The organism is Sphingomonas prati (assembly GCF_014643515.1).
Lineage (GTDB): Bacteria > Pseudomonadota > Alphaproteobacteria > Sphingomonadales > Sphingomonadaceae > Sphingomonas_R > Sphingomonas_R prati.
Genome location: NZ_BMJP01000004.1, coordinates 87,679 through 108,879 on the forward strand (window position 1 = coordinate 87,679; position 21,201 = coordinate 108,879).

Annotated in this window: 20 protein-coding genes; 11 read left to right on the forward strand and 9 right to left on the reverse strand. The window is 67.2% G+C overall.

What is annotated here, in order from left to right:
• Positions 1-205: 205 nt before the first annotated feature.
• On the reverse strand, positions 206-1,288 hold the full coding sequence (locus IEX50_RS12650; protein ID WP_157176415.1) for an ATP-binding protein: 1,083 nt from the start codon (positions 1,286-1,288) through the stop codon (positions 206-208).
• 199 nt (positions 1,289-1,487) lie between these two features.
• Here IEX50_RS12650 and IEX50_RS12655 point away from each other — a divergent pair, with 199 nt between their 5' ends.
• The 3 genes from IEX50_RS12655 to IEX50_RS12665 all read left to right on the forward strand — a co-directional run bounded on the left by IEX50_RS12655 (position 1,488) and on the right by IEX50_RS12665 (position 6,041).
• Positions 1,488-1,988 (forward strand): RNA polymerase sigma factor, encoded by a 501-nt coding sequence (locus tag IEX50_RS12655; protein WP_157176414.1) that lies wholly within the window; start codon positions 1,488-1,490, stop codon positions 1,986-1,988.
• Between the two features lies 1 nt (position 1,989).
• Positions 1,990-2,910 carry a FecR family protein gene (locus tag IEX50_RS12660; RefSeq protein WP_157176413.1) on the forward strand — a complete coding sequence of 307 codons (921 nt, stop codon included), beginning with the start codon at positions 1,990-1,992 and terminating at the stop codon, positions 2,908-2,910.
• An 89-nt stretch (positions 2,911-2,999) separates the two neighbouring features.
• Positions 3,000-6,041: a TonB-dependent receptor gene (locus IEX50_RS12665; protein ID WP_157176412.1), complete on the forward strand. Its 3,042-nt coding sequence runs from the start codon at positions 3,000-3,002 to the stop codon at positions 6,039-6,041.
• 101 nt (positions 6,042-6,142) lie between these two features.
• On the opposite strand, the gene IEX50_RS12670 is transcribed toward IEX50_RS12665, so the two are convergent.
• The 4 genes from IEX50_RS12670 to glmU form a co-directional block, all read right to left on the reverse strand.
• Positions 6,143-6,778: an SOS response-associated peptidase family protein gene (locus tag IEX50_RS12670; RefSeq protein WP_157176411.1), complete on the reverse strand. Its 636-nt coding sequence runs from the start codon at positions 6,776-6,778 to the stop codon at positions 6,143-6,145.
• Positions 6,779-6,783: 5 nt separating this feature from the next.
• The gene (locus IEX50_RS12675; RefSeq protein ID WP_157176410.1) at positions 6,784-6,951 is read right to left on the reverse strand and encodes a hypothetical protein; all 168 of its coding nucleotides are present in this window, start codon (positions 6,949-6,951) and stop codon (positions 6,784-6,786) included.
• Between the two features lie 52 nt (positions 6,952-7,003).
• On the reverse strand, positions 7,004-8,827 hold the full coding sequence (glmS, locus tag IEX50_RS12680) for a glutamine--fructose-6-phosphate transaminase (isomerizing) (RefSeq protein WP_157176409.1): 1,824 nt from the start codon (positions 8,825-8,827) through the stop codon (positions 7,004-7,006).
• A 192-nt stretch (positions 8,828-9,019) separates the two neighbouring features.
• Positions 9,020-10,372 (reverse strand): bifunctional UDP-N-acetylglucosamine diphosphorylase/glucosamine-1-phosphate N-acetyltransferase GlmU, encoded by a 1,353-nt coding sequence (glmU, locus tag IEX50_RS12685; RefSeq protein WP_157176408.1) that lies wholly within the window; start codon positions 10,370-10,372, stop codon positions 9,020-9,022.
• Between the two features lie 60 nt (positions 10,373-10,432).
• Between glmU and gph the strand changes: the two genes are divergently transcribed.
• Positions 10,433-11,116: a phosphoglycolate phosphatase gene (gene gph, locus IEX50_RS12690; RefSeq protein ID WP_157176407.1), complete on the forward strand. Its 684-nt coding sequence runs from the start codon at positions 10,433-10,435 to the stop codon at positions 11,114-11,116.
• Between the two features lie 76 nt (positions 11,117-11,192).
• On the opposite strand, the gene IEX50_RS12695 is transcribed toward gph, so the two are convergent.
• Genes IEX50_RS12695 through IEX50_RS12710 form a run of 4 tightly spaced genes read right to left on the reverse strand, consistent with a single transcriptional unit; the run spans position 11,193 to position 13,796 of the window.
• Complete coding sequence (locus tag IEX50_RS12695; RefSeq protein WP_373285313.1) at positions 11,193-12,188, reverse strand: nucleotidyltransferase domain-containing protein; 996 nt, start codon at positions 12,186-12,188, stop codon at positions 11,193-11,195.
• Entirely contained in the window at positions 12,185-13,042 is an 858-nt protein-coding gene (locus IEX50_RS12700; RefSeq protein WP_157176406.1) for an HprK-related kinase A, read from the reverse strand. The genes IEX50_RS12695 and IEX50_RS12700 overlap by 4 nt, the downstream gene beginning before the upstream one ends.
• Positions 13,039-13,326, reverse strand: a complete 288-nt coding sequence (locus IEX50_RS12705) for an HPr-rel-A system PqqD family peptide chaperone (protein ID WP_157176405.1) — start codon at positions 13,324-13,326, stop codon at positions 13,039-13,041. The genes IEX50_RS12700 and IEX50_RS12705 overlap by 4 nt, the downstream gene beginning before the upstream one ends.
• 11 nt (positions 13,327-13,337) lie before the next feature.
• Positions 13,338-13,796, reverse strand: coding sequence for a hypothetical protein (locus IEX50_RS12710; RefSeq protein WP_229673986.1), 459 nt, complete (start codon positions 13,794-13,796; stop codon positions 13,338-13,340).
• 133 nt (positions 13,797-13,929) lie between these two features.
• On the opposite strand from IEX50_RS12710, the gene IEX50_RS12715 reads away from it, so the two are divergent.
• The 7 genes from IEX50_RS12715 (at position 13,930) to phoB (ending at position 21,144) form a co-directional block, all read left to right on the forward strand.
• Positions 13,930-15,210 carry an ATP-binding protein gene (locus IEX50_RS12715; protein ID WP_157176404.1) on the forward strand — a complete coding sequence of 427 codons (1,281 nt, stop codon included), beginning with the start codon at positions 13,930-13,932 and terminating at the stop codon, positions 15,208-15,210.
• Between the two features lie 17 nt (positions 15,211-15,227).
• A complete protein-coding gene (locus tag IEX50_RS12720) occupies positions 15,228-16,265 on the forward strand; it encodes a substrate-binding domain-containing protein (protein WP_157176403.1) in 1,038 nt (345 codons plus the stop codon).
• Between the two features lie 3 nt (positions 16,266-16,268).
• Positions 16,269-17,624: a phosphate ABC transporter permease subunit PstC gene (gene pstC / locus IEX50_RS12725; RefSeq protein ID WP_157176402.1), complete on the forward strand. Its 1,356-nt coding sequence runs from the start codon at positions 16,269-16,271 to the stop codon at positions 17,622-17,624.
• Positions 17,621-18,916, forward strand: coding sequence for a phosphate ABC transporter permease PstA (gene pstA, locus IEX50_RS12730; protein WP_157176401.1), 1,296 nt, complete (start codon positions 17,621-17,623; stop codon positions 18,914-18,916). Before pstC ends, pstA begins: the two co-directional genes overlap by 4 nt.
• A gap of 65 nt (positions 18,917-18,981) precedes the next feature.
• Entirely contained in the window at positions 18,982-19,728 is a 747-nt protein-coding gene (pstB, locus tag IEX50_RS12735) for a phosphate ABC transporter ATP-binding protein PstB (RefSeq protein WP_221237634.1), read from the forward strand.
• 11 nt (positions 19,729-19,739) lie between these two features.
• The gene (gene phoU / locus IEX50_RS12740; RefSeq protein WP_157176399.1) at positions 19,740-20,441 is read left to right on the forward strand and encodes a phosphate signaling complex protein PhoU; all 702 of its coding nucleotides are present in this window, start codon (positions 19,740-19,742) and stop codon (positions 20,439-20,441) included.
• Between the two features lie 4 nt (positions 20,442-20,445).
• Positions 20,446-21,144, forward strand: a complete 699-nt coding sequence (phoB, locus tag IEX50_RS12745) for a phosphate regulon transcriptional regulator PhoB (protein WP_076071189.1) — start codon at positions 20,446-20,448, stop codon at positions 21,142-21,144.
• The last annotated feature ends 57 nt before the right edge of the window (positions 21,145-21,201 follow it).

Consider the following 21,201-nt stretch of genomic DNA (forward strand, 5'->3'; position numbering starts at 1 on the left):
TGACGGATTGCTCGCAATGCGGCGGGCGCAGACTTTTGCCGACCAATTCGTCATGAGGGTGTTGTACGGACAACACGTGTCCAGCATATTTCTCGCCTACGGTCACGAATTCATGGGCCTGGCACGGCCATTCACCCGGTAGCCCGTCGACCCGCCGCTAACGCCGGTTCCTGCCGGTTGACCGGTCCGCTCCGCTACGCAGCATTCACACCTGCTTCCATTGGGCGGCAAGCATCGAACACAACAGGTCGACATAGCGCCAGCCATCTGCACGCGCGGCGATCGCGGACAGGCAATCCTGGTCGTCACGCCCCGGCCGCCCTGGACCAGTCATGTTCGGTTTCATGTTGAGGTCGAACAGTTTGAAAACTCCCTGCCGGTCGGCACGGCAATCGATCCGGATCACGGCACGCGCGTCGACAAGCGCGGCCGCCGCGACACAGCTTCCCGTCATCGCTGCGATTGCCGGGTCGCTCAGACGCTCGGCATCGATCGCGACACTGTTGGCCGTCACAGGTACGTCGCCATTATAGGGGGCCACACCACCGCGCTGATCGAAGCGGTAGACGGGCCTCAAGGTCCAATGCGTCTGCGCTCGGGATCCGTCCGGACGGGGCGAGGCCGGTGGCATCACCGTAACGGTCATCTCGTCGCCGGCGAGATACTCCTCGACCATCAGCGTCTCGCCAAAGGTCGCGGCGGCGATCAACGTCGCAGAAGCGGTTCGCAGTTCGGTCATGGTCTCCACGAGAGTCACACCCTGGCTCCCCCGCCCCCGGACTGGCTTGACGATCAGGGGAAAGGTCATGCCGCGCGCGGCGCAAGCCTGCCCGACGTCAGCCAGTGCGCACACGCCCGCGCGGGCTGTAACGGATATCAGAAAGGACTGCGCCACCGGCAAGCCCGCGTCTGCCAACATCCGATTGGTCGCGAACTTGTCGTCGAACGCCTGCATGGCGGCCGGAACCTGGCCGACGATGTGGACGTCGGCGAGTACGGTCTCGAGCGGATGTCCTTCGAACAGGATGGTGTTCGCCCAAAGCACAGAGGCCCCGGCGTTCTTTGCCTGTCGGATTCCCTCGAGGGTGTCGGGGAAAACCCACTCGAGCGGACTGTGCGGATCTGGCGAAGAGGTCGGCGTGACGACGTCGACTCCTGTGTTCCGCAGCGCGAATGCTATGTCCGCCCCGCCGTCGGAGTAACCGCCGGGCTTCGCATCCTTCCGCAACCCGTCGATCGATGGCGGTGGCAGCGCTTGATACAGAATGGCGACTGGCGCAGTCTTCATGTGCAAATCTCCGGACAGGACGGCCGTAGCGCGCGCCGCCCTTTCCGCGCAACCGCGCGGCAGGTGATGCGGCGGCATGGCTGTCGATAGCGGACCGTCGCCCCTCGGGACGTTCAGGCATGTTCCACCGGCCGGTAAGTCATTCCCTTGACGCACAGCTGTCACGGAACCGTCTCGCCGGTTCCCTAGCCGCAGCGGCATGAATGCACGTGAAGCTTCAATACGCGCCAGCGGACTGATGCTTGGCTGGACCAGGTTGCGTGACCAGATCGCGCGGCGGACGAAGCGGGACGATGCCGAGGATCTGCTGCACGATGCCTGGATCGGGCTGGCGGAACGAAAGGTCGTCGCCGACAATGCCGCCGCGCTTCTCGCCCGTGCCGCCACCAATCGCGGTTATGACGCATGGCGGCGCGAACGGCGCATCAACACCGGCCCCGCAATCGATCTAGCGGCCGATGTCCTCCCCGATCAGCGTCCCTTGCAGGACGAGGTTCTCATCGCCCGTCACCGTCTGGAACGGCTGCGTCGCGGCGTCGAGCAACTCAGCCCGCGGACCCGCGAGATCTTCTTGATGCACCGGCTCGGCGGTCGTAAATACCGGGAGATTGCCGAGGAACTCGACATCAGCCAGAGCGCTGTGGAAAAACATGTGGCGCGTGCGATGTCGCATCTGACCGATTGGATGGAGAATTGGTGACGTGACCTTCCGCGGCGAGCCGGCGACATTCAACCGGCAGGCGGCGGACTGGATTGCGCGGCTGCATGCGGACGACCGCACGGATCACGACAAGACGGCGTTCCGCGCCTGGCTGGACGCCGATCCATGTCATGCCGACGCGTTCGAACGCGCATCGGCGATTTGGGACTCTGCCGGCGGCCTGACTGCTCCAATGCCGGCGGCTCGCCCGTCCCTGCCATCCCGCCGCGCGGTCATGGCCGGTGGCGCAGCGCTGCTGGTCGCCGGGGCGTCCTCCGTTGGCTGGCGCGCGGCGAATGCGGGCGTCTACCGAACCGATGTCGGCGAACAGCGTCGTTTGGTTCTGGACGACGGCACGCGGGTCATGCTCGATACCGACACCCGCATTCGTTTCCGCGCGGCCACGGACCTGCGCACACTCTCCCTGTCCGCGGGGCGGATCGACCTCGATGTCGCTGCCGATCGCCGCCCGTTCGCTGTGCAGGCCGGCGGCCGCCGCGTGCTGATGCAAACCGGTCGTCTGGACATCCGCTACGACGCCGGACAGGCGGCGGTGACCGCCCTCGACGGGACCGCCCGGATCGAGACGTCGGGATCGTCCGTCCCGCTGCGACCGGGTCAGCGCATCGCCATGGCCGATGGCCGCCCCGACCGGGTGGATCGTCCCGAACTGGACGATCTGGTCGCCTGGCAGACTGGGCGGCTGGCGTTCCGCGACGAGACACTGGCGCAGGCGACGGCGGAAATGAACCGCTACACGGATCGGACGCTGGTCGTGGTCGATCCGCGGGCCGCGGCCATGCGGTTCACCGGCCTGTACCGTGTGGGCGATCCGGAGGCGTTCGCGCGGTCGCTGGCCGTCTTGCTGCCAGTACGGGTCGATGCGGACGCCGGCGTCATCCGCATCTCGGCGACCGGCTGAAAATTATTTCACGGATCCGGCTGAGGTAAATCCACCCCCGTTCGTCGGGGATGCGGCGCCCGCTGGGGGGCGTGGGACGGGGACCTTAAATGACGAACTTGAAGCAGCGGCTATGCCGTTCGGCGGCGCTTGCGCTTGCGCTCTCCACGGTGGCCATGGCCGATGCCGCAAGCGCGCAGACTGCGCAGCGGCGGGTCCGGCTGACCATCGCCGCGCAGTCGTTGGACCGTGCGCTGGAACAGGTTGCCCGGCAGAGCGGGAACGACATCCTGTTCACCCGCGCGACGGTCGCGGGCGTCCAGGCGCCGGCGCTGAACGGTGCATTCGCGGCCGAGACGGCCGTTCGCCAGCTGATCGCCGGTACGTCGTTGACCGTGACGCGGGACGCTGCGGGCGCGTTGATCGTCCGCCCTCTGCTGGCGGCGGCCCAGCAAACGCCCCTGACCGCCCCCACCGCAAGCGCCGTCGCGGCCAGTGAATCCGACATCGTCGTCACCGGCAAGTTTTCGGACGGCGTAGAAGCGGCGCTGGACGTCAAGCGTAACGCGGACTCGATTTCGGACGCGGTCGTCGCCGCCGACATCGGCAAGCTGCCGGCGTTCAACGTCGCCGAAGCGCTGCAACGCGTGCCTGGCGTCACGATCGTACGCGAAGCGGGCGAAGGCCAGTTCATCAGCGTGCGCGGCCTGGGCCCCAATTTTCAGGCCGTCACTTTCGACGGCATGCCGCTCGCCTATAACGAGAATATCCGCAATTCCGGCCAGTCCGGTCGCCAGTTCCGGCTCCAGGTGCTGCCCGCCACGCTGATCGACAGCGTCGTCGTCATCAAGTCGCCGACCGCCGATCTGGTCGAAGGCGGAATCGGATCGACGGTCGACATCCGGCTGATCGACCCCCTTGATCGCAAACCCTTCATCGCGGCCTCGGCCTTTGCCGGCTATGAGGAGCGGACCGATACCGTCAATCCCAACGGTTCACTGTCGGCCGGCTGGCGCAACGCGGACGAAACGTTCGGCGTGTTCGGCGGCGTCTCCTATTCCAAGCGGGAAGTGCAGTTCGACCGGTTGCGCACGGGCTGGGAAACGGCCGTTGTCGCAGGGCTCGGTTCCATCCGCATACCGTCCGACGCCCAGACCTATCTCGAACTCGAAAATCGCGAACGCATCAGCGGTGTCTTGGGCGTTCAATGGCGGCCGGCCCCCAATCTGGAATTCAGCGTCGACGGGCTCGTGTCGCAGTTCAACAACGAAACGACCGAACGCCGCCTAACCTATTACATCCCCAGCCAGATTTCGCGGCTCGACGTGTCGAGTGCGGTCGTCGAGGACGGCCGGCTGGTCGCGGGCACCATCCGCGGCGCCCGTATCCGCAACTATGCCGAGTATCTCGACCAGTCGCATCGCAATTCGCAACTGAACGCGACGATGAAGCTCGATCTGGGCGACTGGCACATCGAGCCGCGGTTCAGCTATGCGCGCGCCGACAGCGATCTCGACACGCCGATCCAGCGTGTCCAGTACCGCACGGCGAACGGCCAGGGCGGCGATCTGACCTTCGATTTCCGCGGCGATCCGCTGGATACCGGGTCGATCAACGCGCTGTATACCAGCCTCGACCTGACCGATCCGTCGAAGATGATCTATGAAAGTTTCGCGGTGCGGCCGATCAATTCGCGGGACGAGGACAAGACGGGTGTCCTCAACATCTCGCGCAATCTCGATTTCGGGCTTGGCGCGCTGCGGTTCACCAAGCTGGCGTTCGGCGGCCAATATTCCGATCGTTATCGCGACTATCAGCGCCGCGATCGCAGCACGACGGTGTTGCGTGACGGGGTGACGCGGACCGACGCGTTTCTCGACTATCCAACACCCAGCAACGCCTTCGATCAATCGATCGACACGTTCCAGTCGTGGACCAACGTCGATTGGGACCTGTTCAACAAGTCCTACGTGCTGAAAGACGAATTTGACGGCGTGAACCCCAGCACCGACGATCTGGTCGCGACCGCGGCGGACCTTCAGAATTCCTACCGCATCGGCGAGGAAATCGCCGCGGGCTATGGCCGCGTCGATTTCGCGGCCGATCTTGGCCGCGTGCCGTTAAGCGGCAATCTCGGTCTGCGCTACGTATACACCGCCACCGACGTGCTGGGCACGACGGTATCGCCGGTGGTCGACGCCGCAGGCAAGGTATCGACCGCGGCGACGCCGAACCGGACGAAGGCCAGCTATTCCACCTGGCTGCCCAGCTTCAACGCGAGTTTCGGACTGACTGACGAGATCAAGCTGCGACTGGCGGCATCACGGACGATGACCCGTCCGTCGCTGTCTGAACTGCGCAATTCCATCAACACGAACAGCGTGACCGTCACCAACATCTACAATCTGGGCGCCGCCGCGCTGGCGGACCCGACGATCAACCTGACCGCATCGGCCGGCAACCCGAACCTGCGCCCCTACACCTCGTGGAATTACGACCTGTCGTTCGAATGGTATTTCAAACGCTTCGGGGCGTTCACCGCGGCTGCGTTCCACAAGGATATCAGTGACTATATCGCGTCCGATTTCGAAACTCGGTCGCTCGCTTTCTCGGTCAGCGACGGCTCCACGCTGCCGGTGGACGTGCTGGTGTCCACCCCGACCAACGTCGGCGATGCCACCATTTCGGGGATCGAATTCGGCTACACCAACCGGCTGCCGTTCGGTTTCGGCATTACCGCCACCGCCACCTTCACAACGTCGGATCTGAAACTGAACTCGTCGAGCGCGGGCACACGGTCCGCCGGGGTCATGGGCGTTTCAGACACCAGCTATTCGATCACCCCGTTCTTCGAAAGTGGTCCCTTCGAATTCAACGTCAGCTACACCTATCGCAGCGCCTATATGACGGACTCCGGCGCAGTCGTGACATCGCTGCCGACAACCGATGATGTCGTTGCTTATTACCAGGACGGTTACGGGATCGTCGATCTCGGCGCGAGCTATCAGCTGCGGCCGAATGTCGAACTGTTCGCCCAGGCGGTGAACATCCTCGACCAGCGCCAGGTATCCTACGCGGGGACACGTGACGAGGTATCGGAGATCCATACCTTCGGCCGCACGGTCAACCTCGGCGTCCGCGCGAAGTTCTGACAGGCAACCGGCCGGCCGGCGCGACATGGCACGTCGTTCCGGCCGGTCCCAACAACAAGGCGGCGCATATCAGTCAGTCTCGACGACTCGCCGGCATCCGTTCACAGAAGCCGCGCGGCACGCGTCGGAAACTCCGGTCCGCGGACGGTCATCCGGCTGGCATCGTAGGGCTGCTGCAACGCCACGACATCGTCGTAGCGGCCCGTCAGCCACCGGTCCCAGTCCGCTTCTTCAAGTACGGTGATCATTGCCTTGGGATGAATCGGCGCGACAAGGTCGTTCGGATCGCAGGTCACCATCGTGAAGCCGGCGCCCGAGGCAGTGCCCTGCCAGAAGCCGGCGACCGCAAAGATCGGCTGGTCGATAACGCTGAACCACATCTCGCCCTTGATGGGTTTGCCACCGCCGACATCATGGGTGCCGGGCGTCCATTCGCAGAATTCAGTCAGCGGGATGAGGCAGCGGCTCTCCGGCCTCTCCGCCAGCCGCCGCCACTGCGGCAGCGCGAGCTGCCGGACATTGGTCATCGGGAACTTCGCCTGACCGCCGAGCACGTCCCAGGCCATGACGTCGAGCCCCAAACCGCGCCCATCATGACGCAGGATCCAGGCACGACCCCGCGGAACAAGTTCCTGCGGTTGAAAGCGATTGTCCATCGGACGATCGACAACCCATCCCGCCCCGAACCGCGTCCGGATCGTGTCGGGCTCGCCGGCCATCCGCGCGCGGTTGCACACGCCGGTCAGACGTCGTCGGGTTCGCGCGGGACGAGATCACCGGCGGCGTTCGTCTCGGTCTCGTCCCAGGTGCCGGGCCGCTTCGTCACGCCGCCCGGCTTGGCCGTGTCTTCGATCCCCGGCTTCTCCGCATCGTCGATGCCGTTCAGGTCTTCGCTTCCGGTCCGTGCCATGCTCGTCTCCGTCGTCCTACCGACGGTTGAACGCAGCAGACCGCCGCCGCGTTCACTCCACCGTCACCGACTTGGCCAGGTTGCGCGGCTGGTCGACGTCCGTGCCCTTCAGCACCGCGACATGGTACGCCAGCAGCTGCACCGGGATCGCATAGACGATCGGCGCGATCAGCGGGTGGACCTTGGGCATCGTGATCGTCGCCAGGCAATCCTCGCCCGCCGCCTGGATCCCGTCATAGTCGGAGATCAGAACCACCTTGCCGCCGCGCGCCTGCACCTCCTGCATGTTCGACATCGTCTTCTCGAACAGCGGGCCGGACGGCGCCAGCACGATCACCGGCACATGATCGTCGATCAGTGCGATCGGCCCATGCTTCATCTCGCCCGCGGCATAGCCCTCGGCATGGATATAGCTGATCTCCTTCAGCTTCAGCGCCCCCTCCAGCGCCAGCGGATAATCCGGCCCGCGCCCCAGATACAGCACGTCGCGCGCGCCCGCGATCTGCCCGGCCACCACCGCGATCGCCTCGTCATAGGCCAGCGCCGCGTTGATCGCCGCCGGTGCCTCCTCCAGGTGGCGCACGATCTCGCGCTCCTCCTTGGGGCTCAGCTTGCCGCGCGCCCGCGCCAGGTTCGCCGCGAGCGCCGCCAGCACCGCCAGCTGGCACGTGAACGCCTTGGTCGACGCCACGCCGATCTCCGGCCCGGCATGCGTCGGCAGCAGCAGGTCCGCCTCGCGCGCCATCGTGCTGGTCGGCACGTTGACGACCACCGCGATCTTCTGGCCCCCGGCCCGCGCATGACGCAGTGCCGCGAGCGTATCGGCGGTCTCGCCGGACTGGCTGATGAACAGCGCCAGCCCGCCTTCCTCCATCACTGGATCGCGATAGCGGTACTCGGATGCTACATCGATTTCGACCGGCAGCCGCGCGAACCGTTCGAACCAGTATTTCGCGACCATCCCGGCATAATAGCTCGTCCCGCACGCCACCACCGTCACGCGGCGGATGTCGGCGAAGTCGAAATCCGGGATCGGCAGCGCGACCTGCCCGTCGAGCGGCCTGAGGTAGCTGCGCAGCGTCTGCGCCACCACGATCGGCTGCTCGTAAATCTCCTTCAGCATAAAATGGCGGTGGTTGCCCTTGTCGATCTGCGCGCCGGACACGCCCGACAGCGTGATCTCGCGCTCCACCGGATTGCCGTCGCGGTCGTGGATCGCGGCCCCCTCGCGCGTCACGACGACCCAGTCGCCCTCCTCCAGATACGCGATCCGCTGCGTCAGTGGCGCCAGCGCCAGCGCGTCGGACCCGAGGAAGGTCTCGCCGTCGCCGTACCCGACCACCAGCGGCGAACCGAGCCGCGCGCCGATCAGCATGTCCGGCTGGTCGCGGAACAGGATCGCCAGCGCGAACGCGCCATGCAACCGCTTCAGCGCCGCCACCGTCGCGGCCTCCGGCGTCGCGCCCGCCTCGACCTGTTCGGAGATCAGGTGCGCCACCACCTCGCTGTCGGTCTGGCTCTCGAATACCCGCCCCCGCGCGGTCAGCTCGTCGCGCAGTGCCTTGAAATTCTCGATGATCCCGTTGTGGACGATCGCCACCCGGTCCGTCGCATGCGGATGCGCGTTGCTCGTCGTCGGCCCGCCATGCGTCGCCCAGCGCGTATGGGCGATCCCGATCGCCCCGCTCAGCGGCTCCGCGTCCAGCACCCGCGCCAGATTGTCCAGCTTCCCCTCCGCCCGTCGCCGATCCAGCTGCCCGTCATGGATCGTGCAGACCCCCGCGGAATCATACCCGCGATATTCCAGCCGCCGCAGCCCCTCGACCAGCCGCCCCGTCACGTCGCCCGCGCCCACGATCCCGATGATGCCGCACATGATATCGTCCTTTCATGACCTCCCGCACGCGTGGAGAGTCGTCATCGTCATTGCGGCCCACCAAACCCGTTCGGTTCGAGCCTGTCGAGAACCCTTCACCACTCCGTTCGGTTCGAGCTTGTCGAGAACTTGCGCAGTTCTCGACAAGCTCGAACCGAACGGGTCCTAGGAAGAGGTCATAGCATCACAACATCACCGCTTCGCCATCCGCGCCCGGAACCGCGCCGCCCAGCCGGGATGCGCCTCCTGCCGCCCGCGCGCCACGACCAGCGCATCGGCCTCGACATCGCGCGTCACCACCGACCCGGCCCCCACGATCGCCCCGTGGCCGATCACGACCGGCGCCACCAGCGCGCTGTTCGATCCGACGAACGCCCCCGCGCCGATCACCGTCCGCGCCTTGTTGTACCCGTCGTAATTGCAAGTGATCGTCCCCGCGCCGACATTCGCCTTCGCCCCCACATCCGCATCGCCGATGTAGGACAGGTGGTTCACCTTCGCCCCCGCGCCCAGCACGGCCTTCTTGATCTCGACGAAATTGCCGACCTTCGCCCCCGCGCCGATCTCCGCCCCCGGCCGCAGCCGCGCATACGGGCCCACGTCCGCGCCCGACGCGATCGTCGCCCCCGCGATATGGCTGAACGCATGGATCGTGACCCCGTCCGCGACCACCGCGCCCGGCCCGAACACCACGTTCGGCTCGATCGTGACGTCGCGCCCCACCACCGTATCATGCGCGAACCAGACCGTGTCGGGCGCGATCAGCGTCGCGCCGTCCGCCATCGCCTGCACCCGGCGCCGCGCCTGCCACCCGGCCTCGACCGCGGCCAGCTCGCCGCGGCTGTTGATCCCGGCCACCTCCGCCGGGTCGGTCTCGACCACCGAGGCATGGCCCGACAGCGCCACGATATCGGTCAGATAGTATTCGCCCGCCGCATTGTGATTGCCGACCCGCGCCAGCAGGTGCCACAACGCATCGGACCGCACCGCCATCAACCCGCTGTTGCAAAGGTCGACCATGCGCTCGGCCTCGTCCGCATCCTTATACTCGACGATGCGGTAGACGACCCCGTCCGCCGCGATCACCCGGCCATAATGCGCCGCGTCGTCAGGCCGGAACCCCAGCACCACCACCGCCGGCGCATCCGCCGCATGCAGCCGCGCGACCATCGCCTGCATCGTGTCGGCCGACACGAGCGGCACGTCACCGTACAGGATCAGCACGTCGCCTTCGAACCCGGCCAGCGCCGCCTCCGCCTGCTGCACCGCATGGCCCGTGCCCAGCTGTGGGTCCTGCACCGCCACCATCACGCCCTGCCCAGCGACCGCCGCCTCGACCTGTTCGCGCCCCGACCCGACCACCACGACCCGCGCCGCAGCCCCGATCGCGTCCACGCTCGCCAGCAGATGCGCCAGCATCGGCCGCCCGGCGATCGGGTGGAGCACCTTGTGCAGGTCCGATTTCATCCGGGTGCCCCGCCCGGCGGCCAGGATGACGGCCGCGAGCGGGCGGAGAGCGGCGGAGGCGGTCTGATCGGTCGACATGGGGGGCGTTCTGCCATGTTACGCTTGCATATTCCATAACGGCCGGGTGACAGCGGCGTCATGCAAACGTCTCGCTTTCCCTTCACCGTCGTCGCCTTCGATCTGGACGGCACGCTCGTCGATACCGCGCCCGATCTCACCGCCGCGCTCAACAATGCGCTGGGGTCGCTCGGCCGCCCCGCGATCGATCCGGAGTCGGTCCGCCACATGGTCGGCCACGGCGCCCGCGCGCTCCTGCGCCAGGGGTTGCAGGCGACCGGCACCTGCGACGAAACGCTGATCGACCGCGGCTTTCCGGTCTTCATCGACCACTATACGGCTCACATCGCCGACACGAGCCGCCCCTATCCCGGCGTCGCCGAGGCACTCGACCGGCTCGACACGCTCGGCGTCAAACTGGCAATCTGCACCAACAAAGCCGAATCGCTGGCGCTCAGACTGGTGGAGGCACTCGGCTGGCAGGACCGCTTCGCCGCGATCGTCGGCGGCGACACGTTGCCGGTCCGCAAGCCCGACCCCACCCCGCTCTTCGCCGCCATCGCCCACGCCGGCGGCGGCCCCGCCGCGTTCGTCGGTGATTCGATCACCGACACCGACACCGCCCGCGCCGCCGCACTCCCTTGCATCGCCGTCACCTTCGGCTTCCGCGACCGCCCCGCCGAAGAGCTCGGCGCCACCGCCCTCATCGACCATTTCGACGAACTGATCCCGGCCCTGACGAAACTGCAATCACCCCAGGTCTGAACCGTTCCCCGGCGCAAGCAGGGGCCTAGATGCAACCGGTCCACCTGGACCCCGGCCTCGGCCGGGGAACATCTGCTTACCGCCGCCACTTCGTCCACAAATGCCGCGCCAGCATCGCCGGCGGCATCCGCAGCCAGTGCGACCGCACGTAGAACGCCAGCCGCGTGCCGCGCCGCACGTCGCGGCCCCACCCGTCCACCGCCAGCATCCGCCGCCGGAAAAGCCGGTCCACCACCGTCAACCGCTGCCATCCCTCAGGCACCACAGTCCCGTACAACGCATGCGCCAACCGCCCAGCCCGCGCCACCGCTGGCTCGAGCCCATGCATTGCCGCCCGCGCCGCCAGCCCGTCCGTCCCACTCTCCCCGATCAGGCAGTGAATATCCCACAGATTGCGCAGCCCCCCGGCCAGGTCGCCATCCGCGAACAGATGCGCCGCCGCATGGACGATCCGGTCATGCGCGCACAGCATCCGCAACCCGTCCGGCAACACAATGCTGTCCGCCAGCATCAGCGCCGCATCCGGCGTCGGCCGCGCGGTCAGCGGCAGGATCGTGTGATGCACGTCGATCATCCGGTCGCGTGACGTGTGGATCAGCGGCGGCAACTCGTGCATCCAGCGCCGGTAATAAGCATCGTCATACGGGTCGGGCTTCACCCACTCCCACCCCGCCGCGAGCAACGCGGCCTCGACCGCATCCAGCGCGTCGCGTGGCACCAATATATCGAGATCCCCGATCGACCGCCCCAACCCCGCTGACAGCCCGCCGGCGGCATAGGCCGTCCCCTTCAGCAGCACGACCGGCACCCCCAGCGCCGCCAGCGCGCGCCGTGCCATCTCCGCCTCCCATAAGGCCGACCGCCGCTCCTGCGCCGCCTGCACCAGCGCGTTGTCGCACCATGTCGCGACCGTATCCGGCAGCGCCACCCCGGCCAGCCGCTCCGCCAGCGTGCCGGCCAGCCGCTCCGCCAGCGCCGCGCACAGCATCGCCGTCCAGCGCGCGTCGTCGAACCCGACCGCCCGCCCCGGCACCGCCAGCACCTCCGTCAGGTCATCCGCCGCCCGGCTCACAGCGCGTCCCACAACTGCTCGACCAGCGCCACCGCGGTCGCCGTGTCGGGATAGTCGACCGCCACCGTCGGCACCGTCGTCACCAGCCGGGTCAGCGTGTCGTAACCCGCCCGCCCCAGCGGCCCGTAATTGGTCGACGCCTGCGTCAGCCGCACGAACGCCTCGGCCGATCCCATCCCCTCGGCCGCCTCCGCCCCGCCATATTGCGGAAACAGGATCAGCGCCGGCATCGCGGGTTCGTCCATCCGTGCGATCGCCGTCGCGTCGGGGCGCAGATGCCGCAACCGCCCCTTCGGCGTCCCCGTCAGCTCCGCGCCGAACCGCGCTTCCGGCGCGTGACGCAGCATCTCGTCGATCGCCGCGTTCTTCAGGCTCGTCGCGCGTGGAAACGCCCGCGCCGCGCCCGTCGCCAGGTCGATCAGCGCGAACTCGTCGCCCATCAAACGCCATCCACGCGTCGCCAGCACCGCCGCCAGCGTCGACTTCCCCGACCCGGACTCGCCCGACATGATCAGCGCGCGCCCGTCACGCTCCACGCTCGACGCATGAAGCAGCAGCCAGCGCCGCTCGCCCAGCGCCAGTTGCAGGTTCATCCCGATCTCGGCCGCCAGCACGCCGTGCGCCAGGTCGAGCGGCAGCGCCTCCGGCAAGATGTAGTCGCCGCGCACCGCCACCGACGGCCGCACCCAGCGCCGCCACGGCCGCTCCGCCTCCAGCCTGACGGTATAGTCCGGCACCCCGACCGGCGCCGGATAGTCCCGGTACAGCGATTGCAACGCCGCGATCGGCGCGGCCCAGTCCGATCCCACCCGGAACGCGACCGGCCCGATCTTCAGCCCGATCGCATGCCTCATGCCGCGCGGACCAGCCCGCTCGCGGTCAGCTCCGCGATCCGCTCGGCCACGACCGCCGCAACGTCGTCATCGGCCTCGCCGTCCATGTCGTAATCGGCGCGCAGCCGCGTCACGATCTCGTCCGGCGTCGCCGCCCCACGGTCGGGGCCGATCGCCGCCAGGATCTCCGGCACCGGCGACGCCAGCAGGTGCGTCGCGCCCGATGCGGCATGGAACACGACGGCAAAACCTTCCATCGTCACCGACGGCATCGCCGCGTCGGCAATATGACGGCGCGCGGCCATGCGCCCGGCCGCTACTTGGCCCTGATCGAAACGAAGCAGGTGAAACCGCTTTGCCCATTCTGCAACCGCAACATGTAGGCGGTATAGGCCTGCGTCTGCTCGCGCGTCGTGCCGGGGTAGAGCCTGCCCTGCAGCAACGCCTCGCGGATCTCCTGACCCTTCAACGGTTGCGAGGGCGGGCGCACCGCGTTGCGCGTGTACGGCGGCACGACGGTGCCGTCGGCCATCAGCCAGCCGCCCGACTGGCGCGGTTGCGGCACGGGGATCTGGCACGTCAGCACCGACGTCGCGGTCTGCGCCAACGCCGGCCGGATCGTCACGACCATCGACGCGCCCGCCGCACCCAGCATCAGCATCCGCCGCGTGGACGCACCGGCACCGGCGCCCTGGACGGCGTCAGTCGGTGCATCGCTGCCCGCTGCGTCCTGTGCCGCCCGGTCGGCGGCGCCGTCGGTCCTGTCTTCGCTCATCGCCATTCCTGCGCAGTCTTCCACTTGGTGCCTACCAACGAACACCGGTGAAAGCGAGCCGCCGTTGGTCGGGTTAAGGACGATTATGGGACGATCATAGGATTGTCACAAAATCGGCCCTAATGTGGGCCCGATGCGCATAACTCTCGCCCTACTCGCCGGTGTCGTTGCCGGGTTCATCGCCTGGCTGCTCGGCAGTCCGCTGGCGGCCCTGCTGTTCTGCGGCGGCATCGTCGCGGCGATGGCGTTCATCGCGTCGGCACCCTGGCCGACGACGGTGAGTGCGGTCGTACCGGACGATCCGGTCGTCGACGAAATCTGCATCGATCCGGTGCTCGATGCGATCCGCGATCCGCTGCTGGTGATCGAACGACAGCATGTCCGCCACGCTAACCGCGCCGCCCGCGCCTTGCTCGGCGATCATATCGTGGGGGAGGATGTCCGCCTCGCCATCCGCCACCCCGCCGCGGCCGACCGGCTGTCCGGCCGCCGTTCGGGTGACGAAAGCCCCGTCGAACTGGTCGGCCTCGGCGATCACGCGCGTCGTTTCGCGCTCACCGTCCACCCGCTCACCGCCGACGCGCGGCTGGCCCGGCTGGTCGATCGCACCGCAATCCACGCCGCTGAACGGTCGCGCGTCGATTTCGTCGCCAACGCCAGCCACGAACTACGCACCCCGCTGGCGACGCTGCTCGGCTTCATCGAAACGCTGGAGGATCGCAACGCGGCGGAGGACGGCCCCACCCGCGCGCGCTTCCTGAAGATCATGTTCGGCGAGGCGAAGCGCATGCAGCGCCTCGTCGACGACCTCATGTCGCTCAGCCGGATCGAGGCGGACAAGTACAGCCTGCCGCAGGACGCGGTCGCGCTCGACCGGCTGCTCGCCGACGTCCGCCGCGCACTCATCGCGGGGCTCGAACTGGACGAAACGCGCATCGTCGTGACGCATGACGGCACGTCCTGCGCCGTGGCGGGCGACCGGGCGCAGTTGTCGCAACTGCTCCACAACATCATCGGCAACGCGTTGAAATATGGCCGCGCCGGCACGCCCGTCTCGGTCGACCTCAGCGGGTCGGGCGCGGGCATGATCCGGCTGACCGTCGCGGACCAGGGCGAGGGCATCCCGCCCGAACATCTGCCGCGCATCACCGAACGCTTCTACCGCGTCGATCCCGGCCGCAGCCGCGCGCTCGGCGGCACTGGCCTGGGTCTCGCGATCGTCAAGCATATCGTCGAGCGCCACCGCGGCCGGCTGGCGATCGACAGCGTGGTGGGCACCGGAACGACGGTAACCATCATGCTGCCCGTCGTGGCGGAGCTGGAGAGCACGCCGCCACTGTCATCAATCCGTCACGAAAGCGTCACAGGGGAAGAGCCGAAGGGACCTAGCGCGGCGTCACGGGACGCGGCGTGAGCCCCATGGAGCCATCGATGATCAGCAGGACGATGGGTGTGGCATGGGCGGCGCTGGCGCTGTCGGCCTGCTCGAACGGCGGGACGAACGCCTCCCGCGATCAGATCCGCGCTGTCGGGTCGTCGACCGTCTATCCGTTCACCACCGCCGTCACCGAACAATTCGCACGCCGCCAGACGCAGTTCAAGGCGCCGATCGTGGAATCGACCGGCACCGGTGCGGGGATGAAGCTGTTCTGCGCGGGCGTCGGCGCACGCTTCCCCGACATCGAGAACGCCTCGCGCGCCATCAAGAAATCCGAGATGGACGACTGCACGAAGAACGGCGTGCGCAACATCGTCGAGATTCAGATCGGCATCGACGGCATCGTCATGGCCGAAAGTCTGAAGGGCGAGGCGATGCGCCTGACGCCCGCCGACGTCTACCGCGCACTCGCCGCCGATCCCTACGGCAAGCCGCAGACCGCTAAGTTGTGGCGCGACGTGGACCCGGCGCTCCCCGCCATCCCGATCGTCGTCTACGGCCCGCCGCCGACGTCCGGCACGCGCGATGCCTTCGCCGAACTGATCCTGCAAAAGGGCTGCGACGCCGACCCGGCCATGGACGCGCTGAAAAAGGCGGATGCCAAGCGCCACACGTCGGTCTGCACCAAGGTCCGCGAAGACGGTGCCTATGTTGAATCCGGCGAGAACGACAACCTGATCGTGCAGAAACTGTCGGCCAATCCCGACGCGGTCGGCGTGTTCGGCTACAGCTTCCTCGAAGAGAATAAGGACCGGGTCCGCGGCATCCCGATGAACGGCATCGTGCCGACCTACGAGACGATCGCGGACTACAGTTATCCCGGCTCCCGCCCACTCTACATCTATGTGAAGGGGCAACATCTAAACGTCGTGCCGGGCCTGCGCGAACTGGTCGCCGAATATGCCAATGACTGGGGCCGCGGCGGTTATCTGTCGCGCCGCGGGCTGATCGTGGCGCCTGCCGACGTGTCGGAACGCAACCGCCAGATCGCGCTGAACTTCACGCCGCTCGATCCGGCCACGGTGAAATAAGCCATGTCGCCTGCGCTCTTCCTCCTGCTCGTCGCCGGGCTCGCCTTCATCGGCTGGATCACCGGCCGCGCCCGCGCCGCCCGCTTTACCGGCACGGGCGCCAACCGGCCACACAGCCTGCCCGGCTATCATGGCTGGTACGTGGCACTCTGGGCGTTGGCCCCCGCCCTCCTCTTCCTCGCGGTCTGGGGGTTCGTCTCGCCCGGTCTGGTTGACGCGACGGTTACCGCGACGCCGCAATCCGCCGCGATCCGGCTCGATCCGGCCGATCTGACCGCAGAGGTTCGCGCACTCGGCACCGGCGCGCTCACCACCGCGTTCCATCCGGAAGTCGTGCCGCTCGTCCCGGTGTTCCAGCGCGTCCAAACCCATTATGACGTCATCGGCGGCGTCGTCGCACTGCTGCTCGCCTTCGCGGGCGGTGCGTTCGCCTACACCCGCGTGAAACCCGATTTCCGCGCCCGCACCCGCGTCGAACAGTTGGTCATGGCCGCGCTGCTCGGCGCATCGCTCATCGCAGTACTGACCACGCTCGGCATCGTCCTGTCGCTGCTGTTCGAATCGATGCGGTTCTTCGCCCGCGTGTCGCCGATCGAGTTCCTGTTCGGCACGCTCTGGTCGCCGCAGACCGGGGACAGCGGCACGTTCGGCGCGGTGCCACTGTTCTGGGGCACGATCTTCATCGGCGCGATCATCGCGATGATCGTCGCGATCCCGCTCGGCCTGATGAGCGCGATCTACCTGACCCAATATGCCGCGCCCGCCACCCGCCGCTGGATGAAACCGATCCTGGAGGTGCTCGCCGGCGTGCCCACCGTGGTCTACGGTTATTTCGCCGCGCTCACCGTCGCGCCTGCGATCCGTGACTTCGCCGCATTCGTCGGCATCCCCGGCGCCTCGTCCGAAAGCGCGCTGGCCGCCGGGCTCGTCATGGGGGTGATGATCATCCCGTTCGTCTCCTCGATGGCGGACGACAGCATCGCCGCCGTGCCGCAATCGATGCGCGACGGCTCGCTCGCCATGGGCGCCACCACGTCGGAAACGATCCGCAAGGTGCTCGTCCCCGCCGCACTCCCCGGCGTCGTCGGCGGCGTCCTGCTCGCGGTCAGCCGCGCGATCGGTGAGACGATGATCGTCGTGATGGCCGCCGGCCTCGCCGCGAACCTCACCGCCAACCCGTTCTCCAGCGTCACCACCGTGACGACGCAGATCGTCCAATTGCTGACCGGCGACCAGGAATTCGACAGCGCCAAGACGCTCGCCGCCTTCGCGCTCGGCCTCGTCCTGTTCATCGTCACGCTGTTGCTCAACATCGTGGCGCTGCGGGTCGTGAAGAAATATCGCGAGGCTTACGAATGAGTACGATCGCCCCCGCGCTGCAACCGCCGCCGAAGCCGCAGCCGGCACGCGTGCCGACCGACTGGACGACCACGTCGATGCAGGGTCGCATCCGCCGCCGCTACCGTTCGGAACGGCGCTTCCGCCTGCTCGGCGCGGGCGCGGTGCTGCTGTCCTTTGCGTTCCTCGTCTTCCTGCTGATCTCGATGCTCGGCCAGGGACTGCGCGGCTTCACGCAGACGGAGTTGCGCCTGCCAATGGACTTCCCCGCCGCCCGCCTCGCGCTCGATCCGGCCACACTGGCCGGCCCGAACGCGCGCGCCGCACTCGCCGCGGTCGATCTCGAAGGTGCCACCGCCCGCGCCGCGGACCGCGCCTACGGCACCGGCGGCTACAAATTGCTGTCCGACGGCGCGTGGCTCTCGGTCCGTTCCGCAATCCAGGCCGATCCGCAGATCCTGACCCGCCGCGCGGACATCTGGGTCCCGACCTCGACCGTCATCGATCTCGCCGCAAAGGGCGATGCCGACGCCGAAGCGGAGGCCGGCTACCGGTTGCTCGACGCGCGCAAGGCGGTCCGCACCTCGTTCAGCATGGCGTTCCTGACCGGCTCGGACTCGACCGATCCGACGCTGGTCGGCATCTGGGGGGCGCTCAAGGGCTCGCTGCTGACGATGTTCGTCACGCTGATCCTCGCCTTCCCGATCGGCGTGCTGTCCGCGCTGTATCTGGAGGAATATGCCGCGCGGAACCGCTGGACCGACCTGATCGAGGTCTCGATCAACAATCTCGCGGCGGTCCCGTCGATCATCTTCGGCCTGCTCGGCTTGGCGGTGTTCCTCAACTTCCTCGATTTCCCACGTTCGGCCCCGATCGTCGGCGGGCTCACGCTCGCGCTCATGACGATGCCGGTCATCGTCATCGCCGGGCGCAACGCGATCAAGTCGGTCCCCCCGTCGATCCGCGACGCCGCCCTCGGCATCGGCGCGTCCAAGGTCCAGGTCGTGTTCCACCACGTCCTGCCGCTCGCGCTGCCCGGCATCCTGACCGGCACGATCATCGGCATGGCGCGCGCGCTGGGCGAGACCGCGCCGCTGCTGATGATCGGCATGCGCGCCTTCATCGCATCGCCCCCCGGCGGCCTTGCTGACCCCGCGACCGTCCTCCCCGTCCAGATCTTCCTCTGGTCGGACGAGGTTAGCCGCGGGTTCGTCGAAAAGACCTCGGCGGCGATCATCGTCCTCCTGGTGTTCCTGCTCGCGATGAACGGGATCGCCATCTATCTCCGCAACAGATTCGAACGGCGCTGGTGATGACAGAGACTTCCCTCAACGACCGCGCCGATAAACAGCAGGCCGCCCATGGCGGCACGCTGAAGATGACGGCGCGCGATGTCGACGTGTTCTACGGTACGAAACAGGCGATCAAGAACGTCTCGATCGACGTGACGCAGGAGAATGTGACGGCCTTCATCGGCCCGTCGGGCTGCGGCAAGTCCACCTTCCTGCGCACGCTGAACCGCATGAACGACACCGTGGCCTCGGCCCGAGTCACCGGCGATATCACACTCGACGGCAAGGACATCTACGGCGCCGACATGGACGTGGTGCAGCTCCGCGCCCGCGTCGGCATGGTGTTCCAGAAGCCGAACCCCTTCCCCAAATCGATCTACGAAAACGTCGCCTACGGCCCGCGCATCCACGGCCTCGCCAGCGCAAAGCCCGACATGGACGCGATCGTCGAGAAATCGCTCCGCCGCGCCGGCCTGTGGGAGGAGGTCAAGGACCGCCTGACCGACAGCGGCACGGCCCTGTCCGGCGGCCAGCAGCAGCGGCTCTGCATCGCGCGCGCGATCGCCGTCGATCCGGAGGTCATCCTGATGGACGAACCCTGCTCGGCACTCGATCCGATCGCCACCGCCAAGATCGAGGAACTGATCCACGAACTGCGCGGCCGCTACGCGATCGTCATCGTCACGCACAACATGCAGCAGGCGGCACGAGTTAGCCAAAAGACGGCCTTTTTCCACCTGGGAACGCTCGTGGAATATGGCGACACGTCCGATATTTTCACAAATCCCCGCCAAACGCGGACCAAGGATTACATCACCGGCCGCTACGGCTGAGGAGCGACGACATGGTCACGGGGCATACGGTCAAGGCATTCGACGACGAACTCGGGCAGCTTCGCGCGCTGGTGTCCGAAATGGGCGGCCTGGCCGAGGCCGCCATATCGGAGGCGATCCAGTCGCTCGTTCGGCGTGACCTGGGCGGTGCGGCGCGCGTCGTCGATCAGGATCGCCGGATCGACGAGATCGAGGCACAGATCGAGCGCGAGGTCGTCCGGATGATCGCGCTGCGTGCCCCGATGGCCGACGATCTGCGCGAGATCCTGGCCGCGATGAAGATCAGCAGCGTCATCGAACGGATCGGCGACTACGCCAAGAACATCGCGAAACGCGTGCCGCTGCTCCAGGACGCCCGCGGCCTCGAACCGCTGTCGATCCTGCCGTCGATGGCGCGGCTCGTGTCCGAAATGGTCCACAACGTGCTCGACGCATTCGTGGCACGCGATCCGAAAGCGGCGCTCGCGGTCTGCGAAAGCGACCGCGCGGTCGACGATTTCTACAACAGCCTGTTCCGCACGCTGCTCACCTACATGCTCGAAAATCCGCACACCATCACCTCGGCGACGCATCTGCTGTTCATCGCCAAGAACCTGGAACGGATCGGCGATCATGCCACCAACGTCGCCGAAATGGTCTATTTCGCCGCGACCGGCCGACAGATGGTCGAACGCGCCAAGGGCGACGACACCCTCATCCCGGTGAAGGAATAACATCATGGCCCGCGCCCGCCTCCTGCTGGTCGAAGACGATGCCGCCCTTGCCGAACTGCTGATCTGGCATTTCAAGCGCGAGGAATTCGAGGTCGAACATACGCCGGACGGCGAGGAAGCGTTGCTCCTGGCGCGCGAAACCCCGCCCGATCTGGTGCTGCTCGACTGGATGCTCGAAAGCCTGTCCGGGATCGAGGTCTGCCGCCGCCTGCGCCGCATGCCCGACACCGCCAACGTGCCGATCATCATGCTGACCGCGCGCGGCGAGGAAGAGGACCGCGTTCGTGGGCTCGAGACCGGCGCGGATGATTATGTGACCAAGCCTTTCTCCCCCCGCGAACTCGTCGCCCGCGTCCAGGCCGTACTGCGCCGCGTGCGGCCGGCGCTTGCCGGCGAACGGCTGATCTATTCCGATATCGAAATGGACACGGTCAGCCACAAGGTCCGCCGCGACGGCGCTACCGTGCCACTCGGGCCGACGGAATTCCGGCTGCTGAAGCATTTCCTCGAACATCCCGGCCGCGTCTTCTCGCGCGAACGACTGCTCGACAGCGTGTGGGGCCGCGAAAGCGACATCGAACCACGCACCGTTGACGTCCACATCCGCCGCCTGCGGAAGGCGATCAACGGCGAGAACCTGCCCGACATCATCCGCACCGTCCGCTCGGCCGGCTACGCGCTCGACAGCGAAGGCGCGGTCTGACTATCCGGATCGTTAAGGCGGCGTTCACCGTAATATAGCGGGCAGTCAATACTGTCG

Excerpts from the sequence above, each read along its gene's own strand:
- IEX50_RS12650 (WP_157176415.1), bottom strand. The coding sequence starts at position 1,288 with ATGAAGACTGCGCCAGTCGCCATTCTGTATCAAGCGCTGCCACCGCCA.
- IEX50_RS12655 (WP_157176414.1), top strand. The coding sequence starts at position 1,488 with ATGAATGCACGTGAAGCTTCAATACGCGCCAGCGGACTGATGCTTGGC.
- IEX50_RS12665 (WP_157176412.1), top strand. The coding sequence starts at position 3,000 with ATGACGAACTTGAAGCAGCGGCTATGCCGTTCGGCGGCGCTTGCGCTT.
- IEX50_RS12675 (WP_157176410.1), bottom strand. The coding sequence starts at position 6,951 with ATGGCACGGACCGGAAGCGAAGACCTGAACGGCATCGACGATGCGGAG.
- glmS (WP_157176409.1), bottom strand. The coding sequence starts at position 8,827 with ATGTGCGGCATCATCGGGATCGTGGGCGCGGGCGACGTGACGGGGCGG.
- glmU (WP_157176408.1), bottom strand. The coding sequence starts at position 10,372 with ATGTCGACCGATCAGACCGCCTCCGCCGCTCTCCGCCCGCTCGCGGCC.
- gph (WP_157176407.1), top strand. The coding sequence starts at position 10,433 with ATGCAAACGTCTCGCTTTCCCTTCACCGTCGTCGCCTTCGATCTGGAC.
- IEX50_RS12700 (WP_157176406.1), bottom strand. The coding sequence starts at position 13,042 with ATGAGGCATGCGATCGGGCTGAAGATCGGGCCGGTCGCGTTCCGGGTG.
- IEX50_RS12705 (WP_157176405.1), bottom strand. The coding sequence starts at position 13,326 with ATGGCCGCGCGCCGTCATATTGCCGACGCGGCGATGCCGTCGGTGACG.
- IEX50_RS12710 (WP_229673986.1), bottom strand. The coding sequence starts at position 13,796 with ATGAGCGAAGACAGGACCGACGGCGCCGCCGACCGGGCGGCACAGGAC.
- IEX50_RS12715 (WP_157176404.1), top strand. The coding sequence starts at position 13,930 with ATGCGCATAACTCTCGCCCTACTCGCCGGTGTCGTTGCCGGGTTCATC.
- IEX50_RS12720 (WP_157176403.1), top strand. The coding sequence starts at position 15,228 with ATGATCAGCAGGACGATGGGTGTGGCATGGGCGGCGCTGGCGCTGTCG.
- pstC (WP_157176402.1), top strand. The coding sequence starts at position 16,269 with ATGTCGCCTGCGCTCTTCCTCCTGCTCGTCGCCGGGCTCGCCTTCATC.
- pstA (WP_157176401.1), top strand. The coding sequence starts at position 17,621 with ATGAGTACGATCGCCCCCGCGCTGCAACCGCCGCCGAAGCCGCAGCCG.
- pstB (WP_221237634.1), top strand. The coding sequence starts at position 18,982 with ATGACGGCGCGCGATGTCGACGTGTTCTACGGTACGAAACAGGCGATC.
- phoU (WP_157176399.1), top strand. The coding sequence starts at position 19,740 with ATGGTCACGGGGCATACGGTCAAGGCATTCGACGACGAACTCGGGCAG.
- phoB (WP_076071189.1), top strand. The coding sequence starts at position 20,446 with ATGGCCCGCGCCCGCCTCCTGCTGGTCGAAGACGATGCCGCCCTTGCC.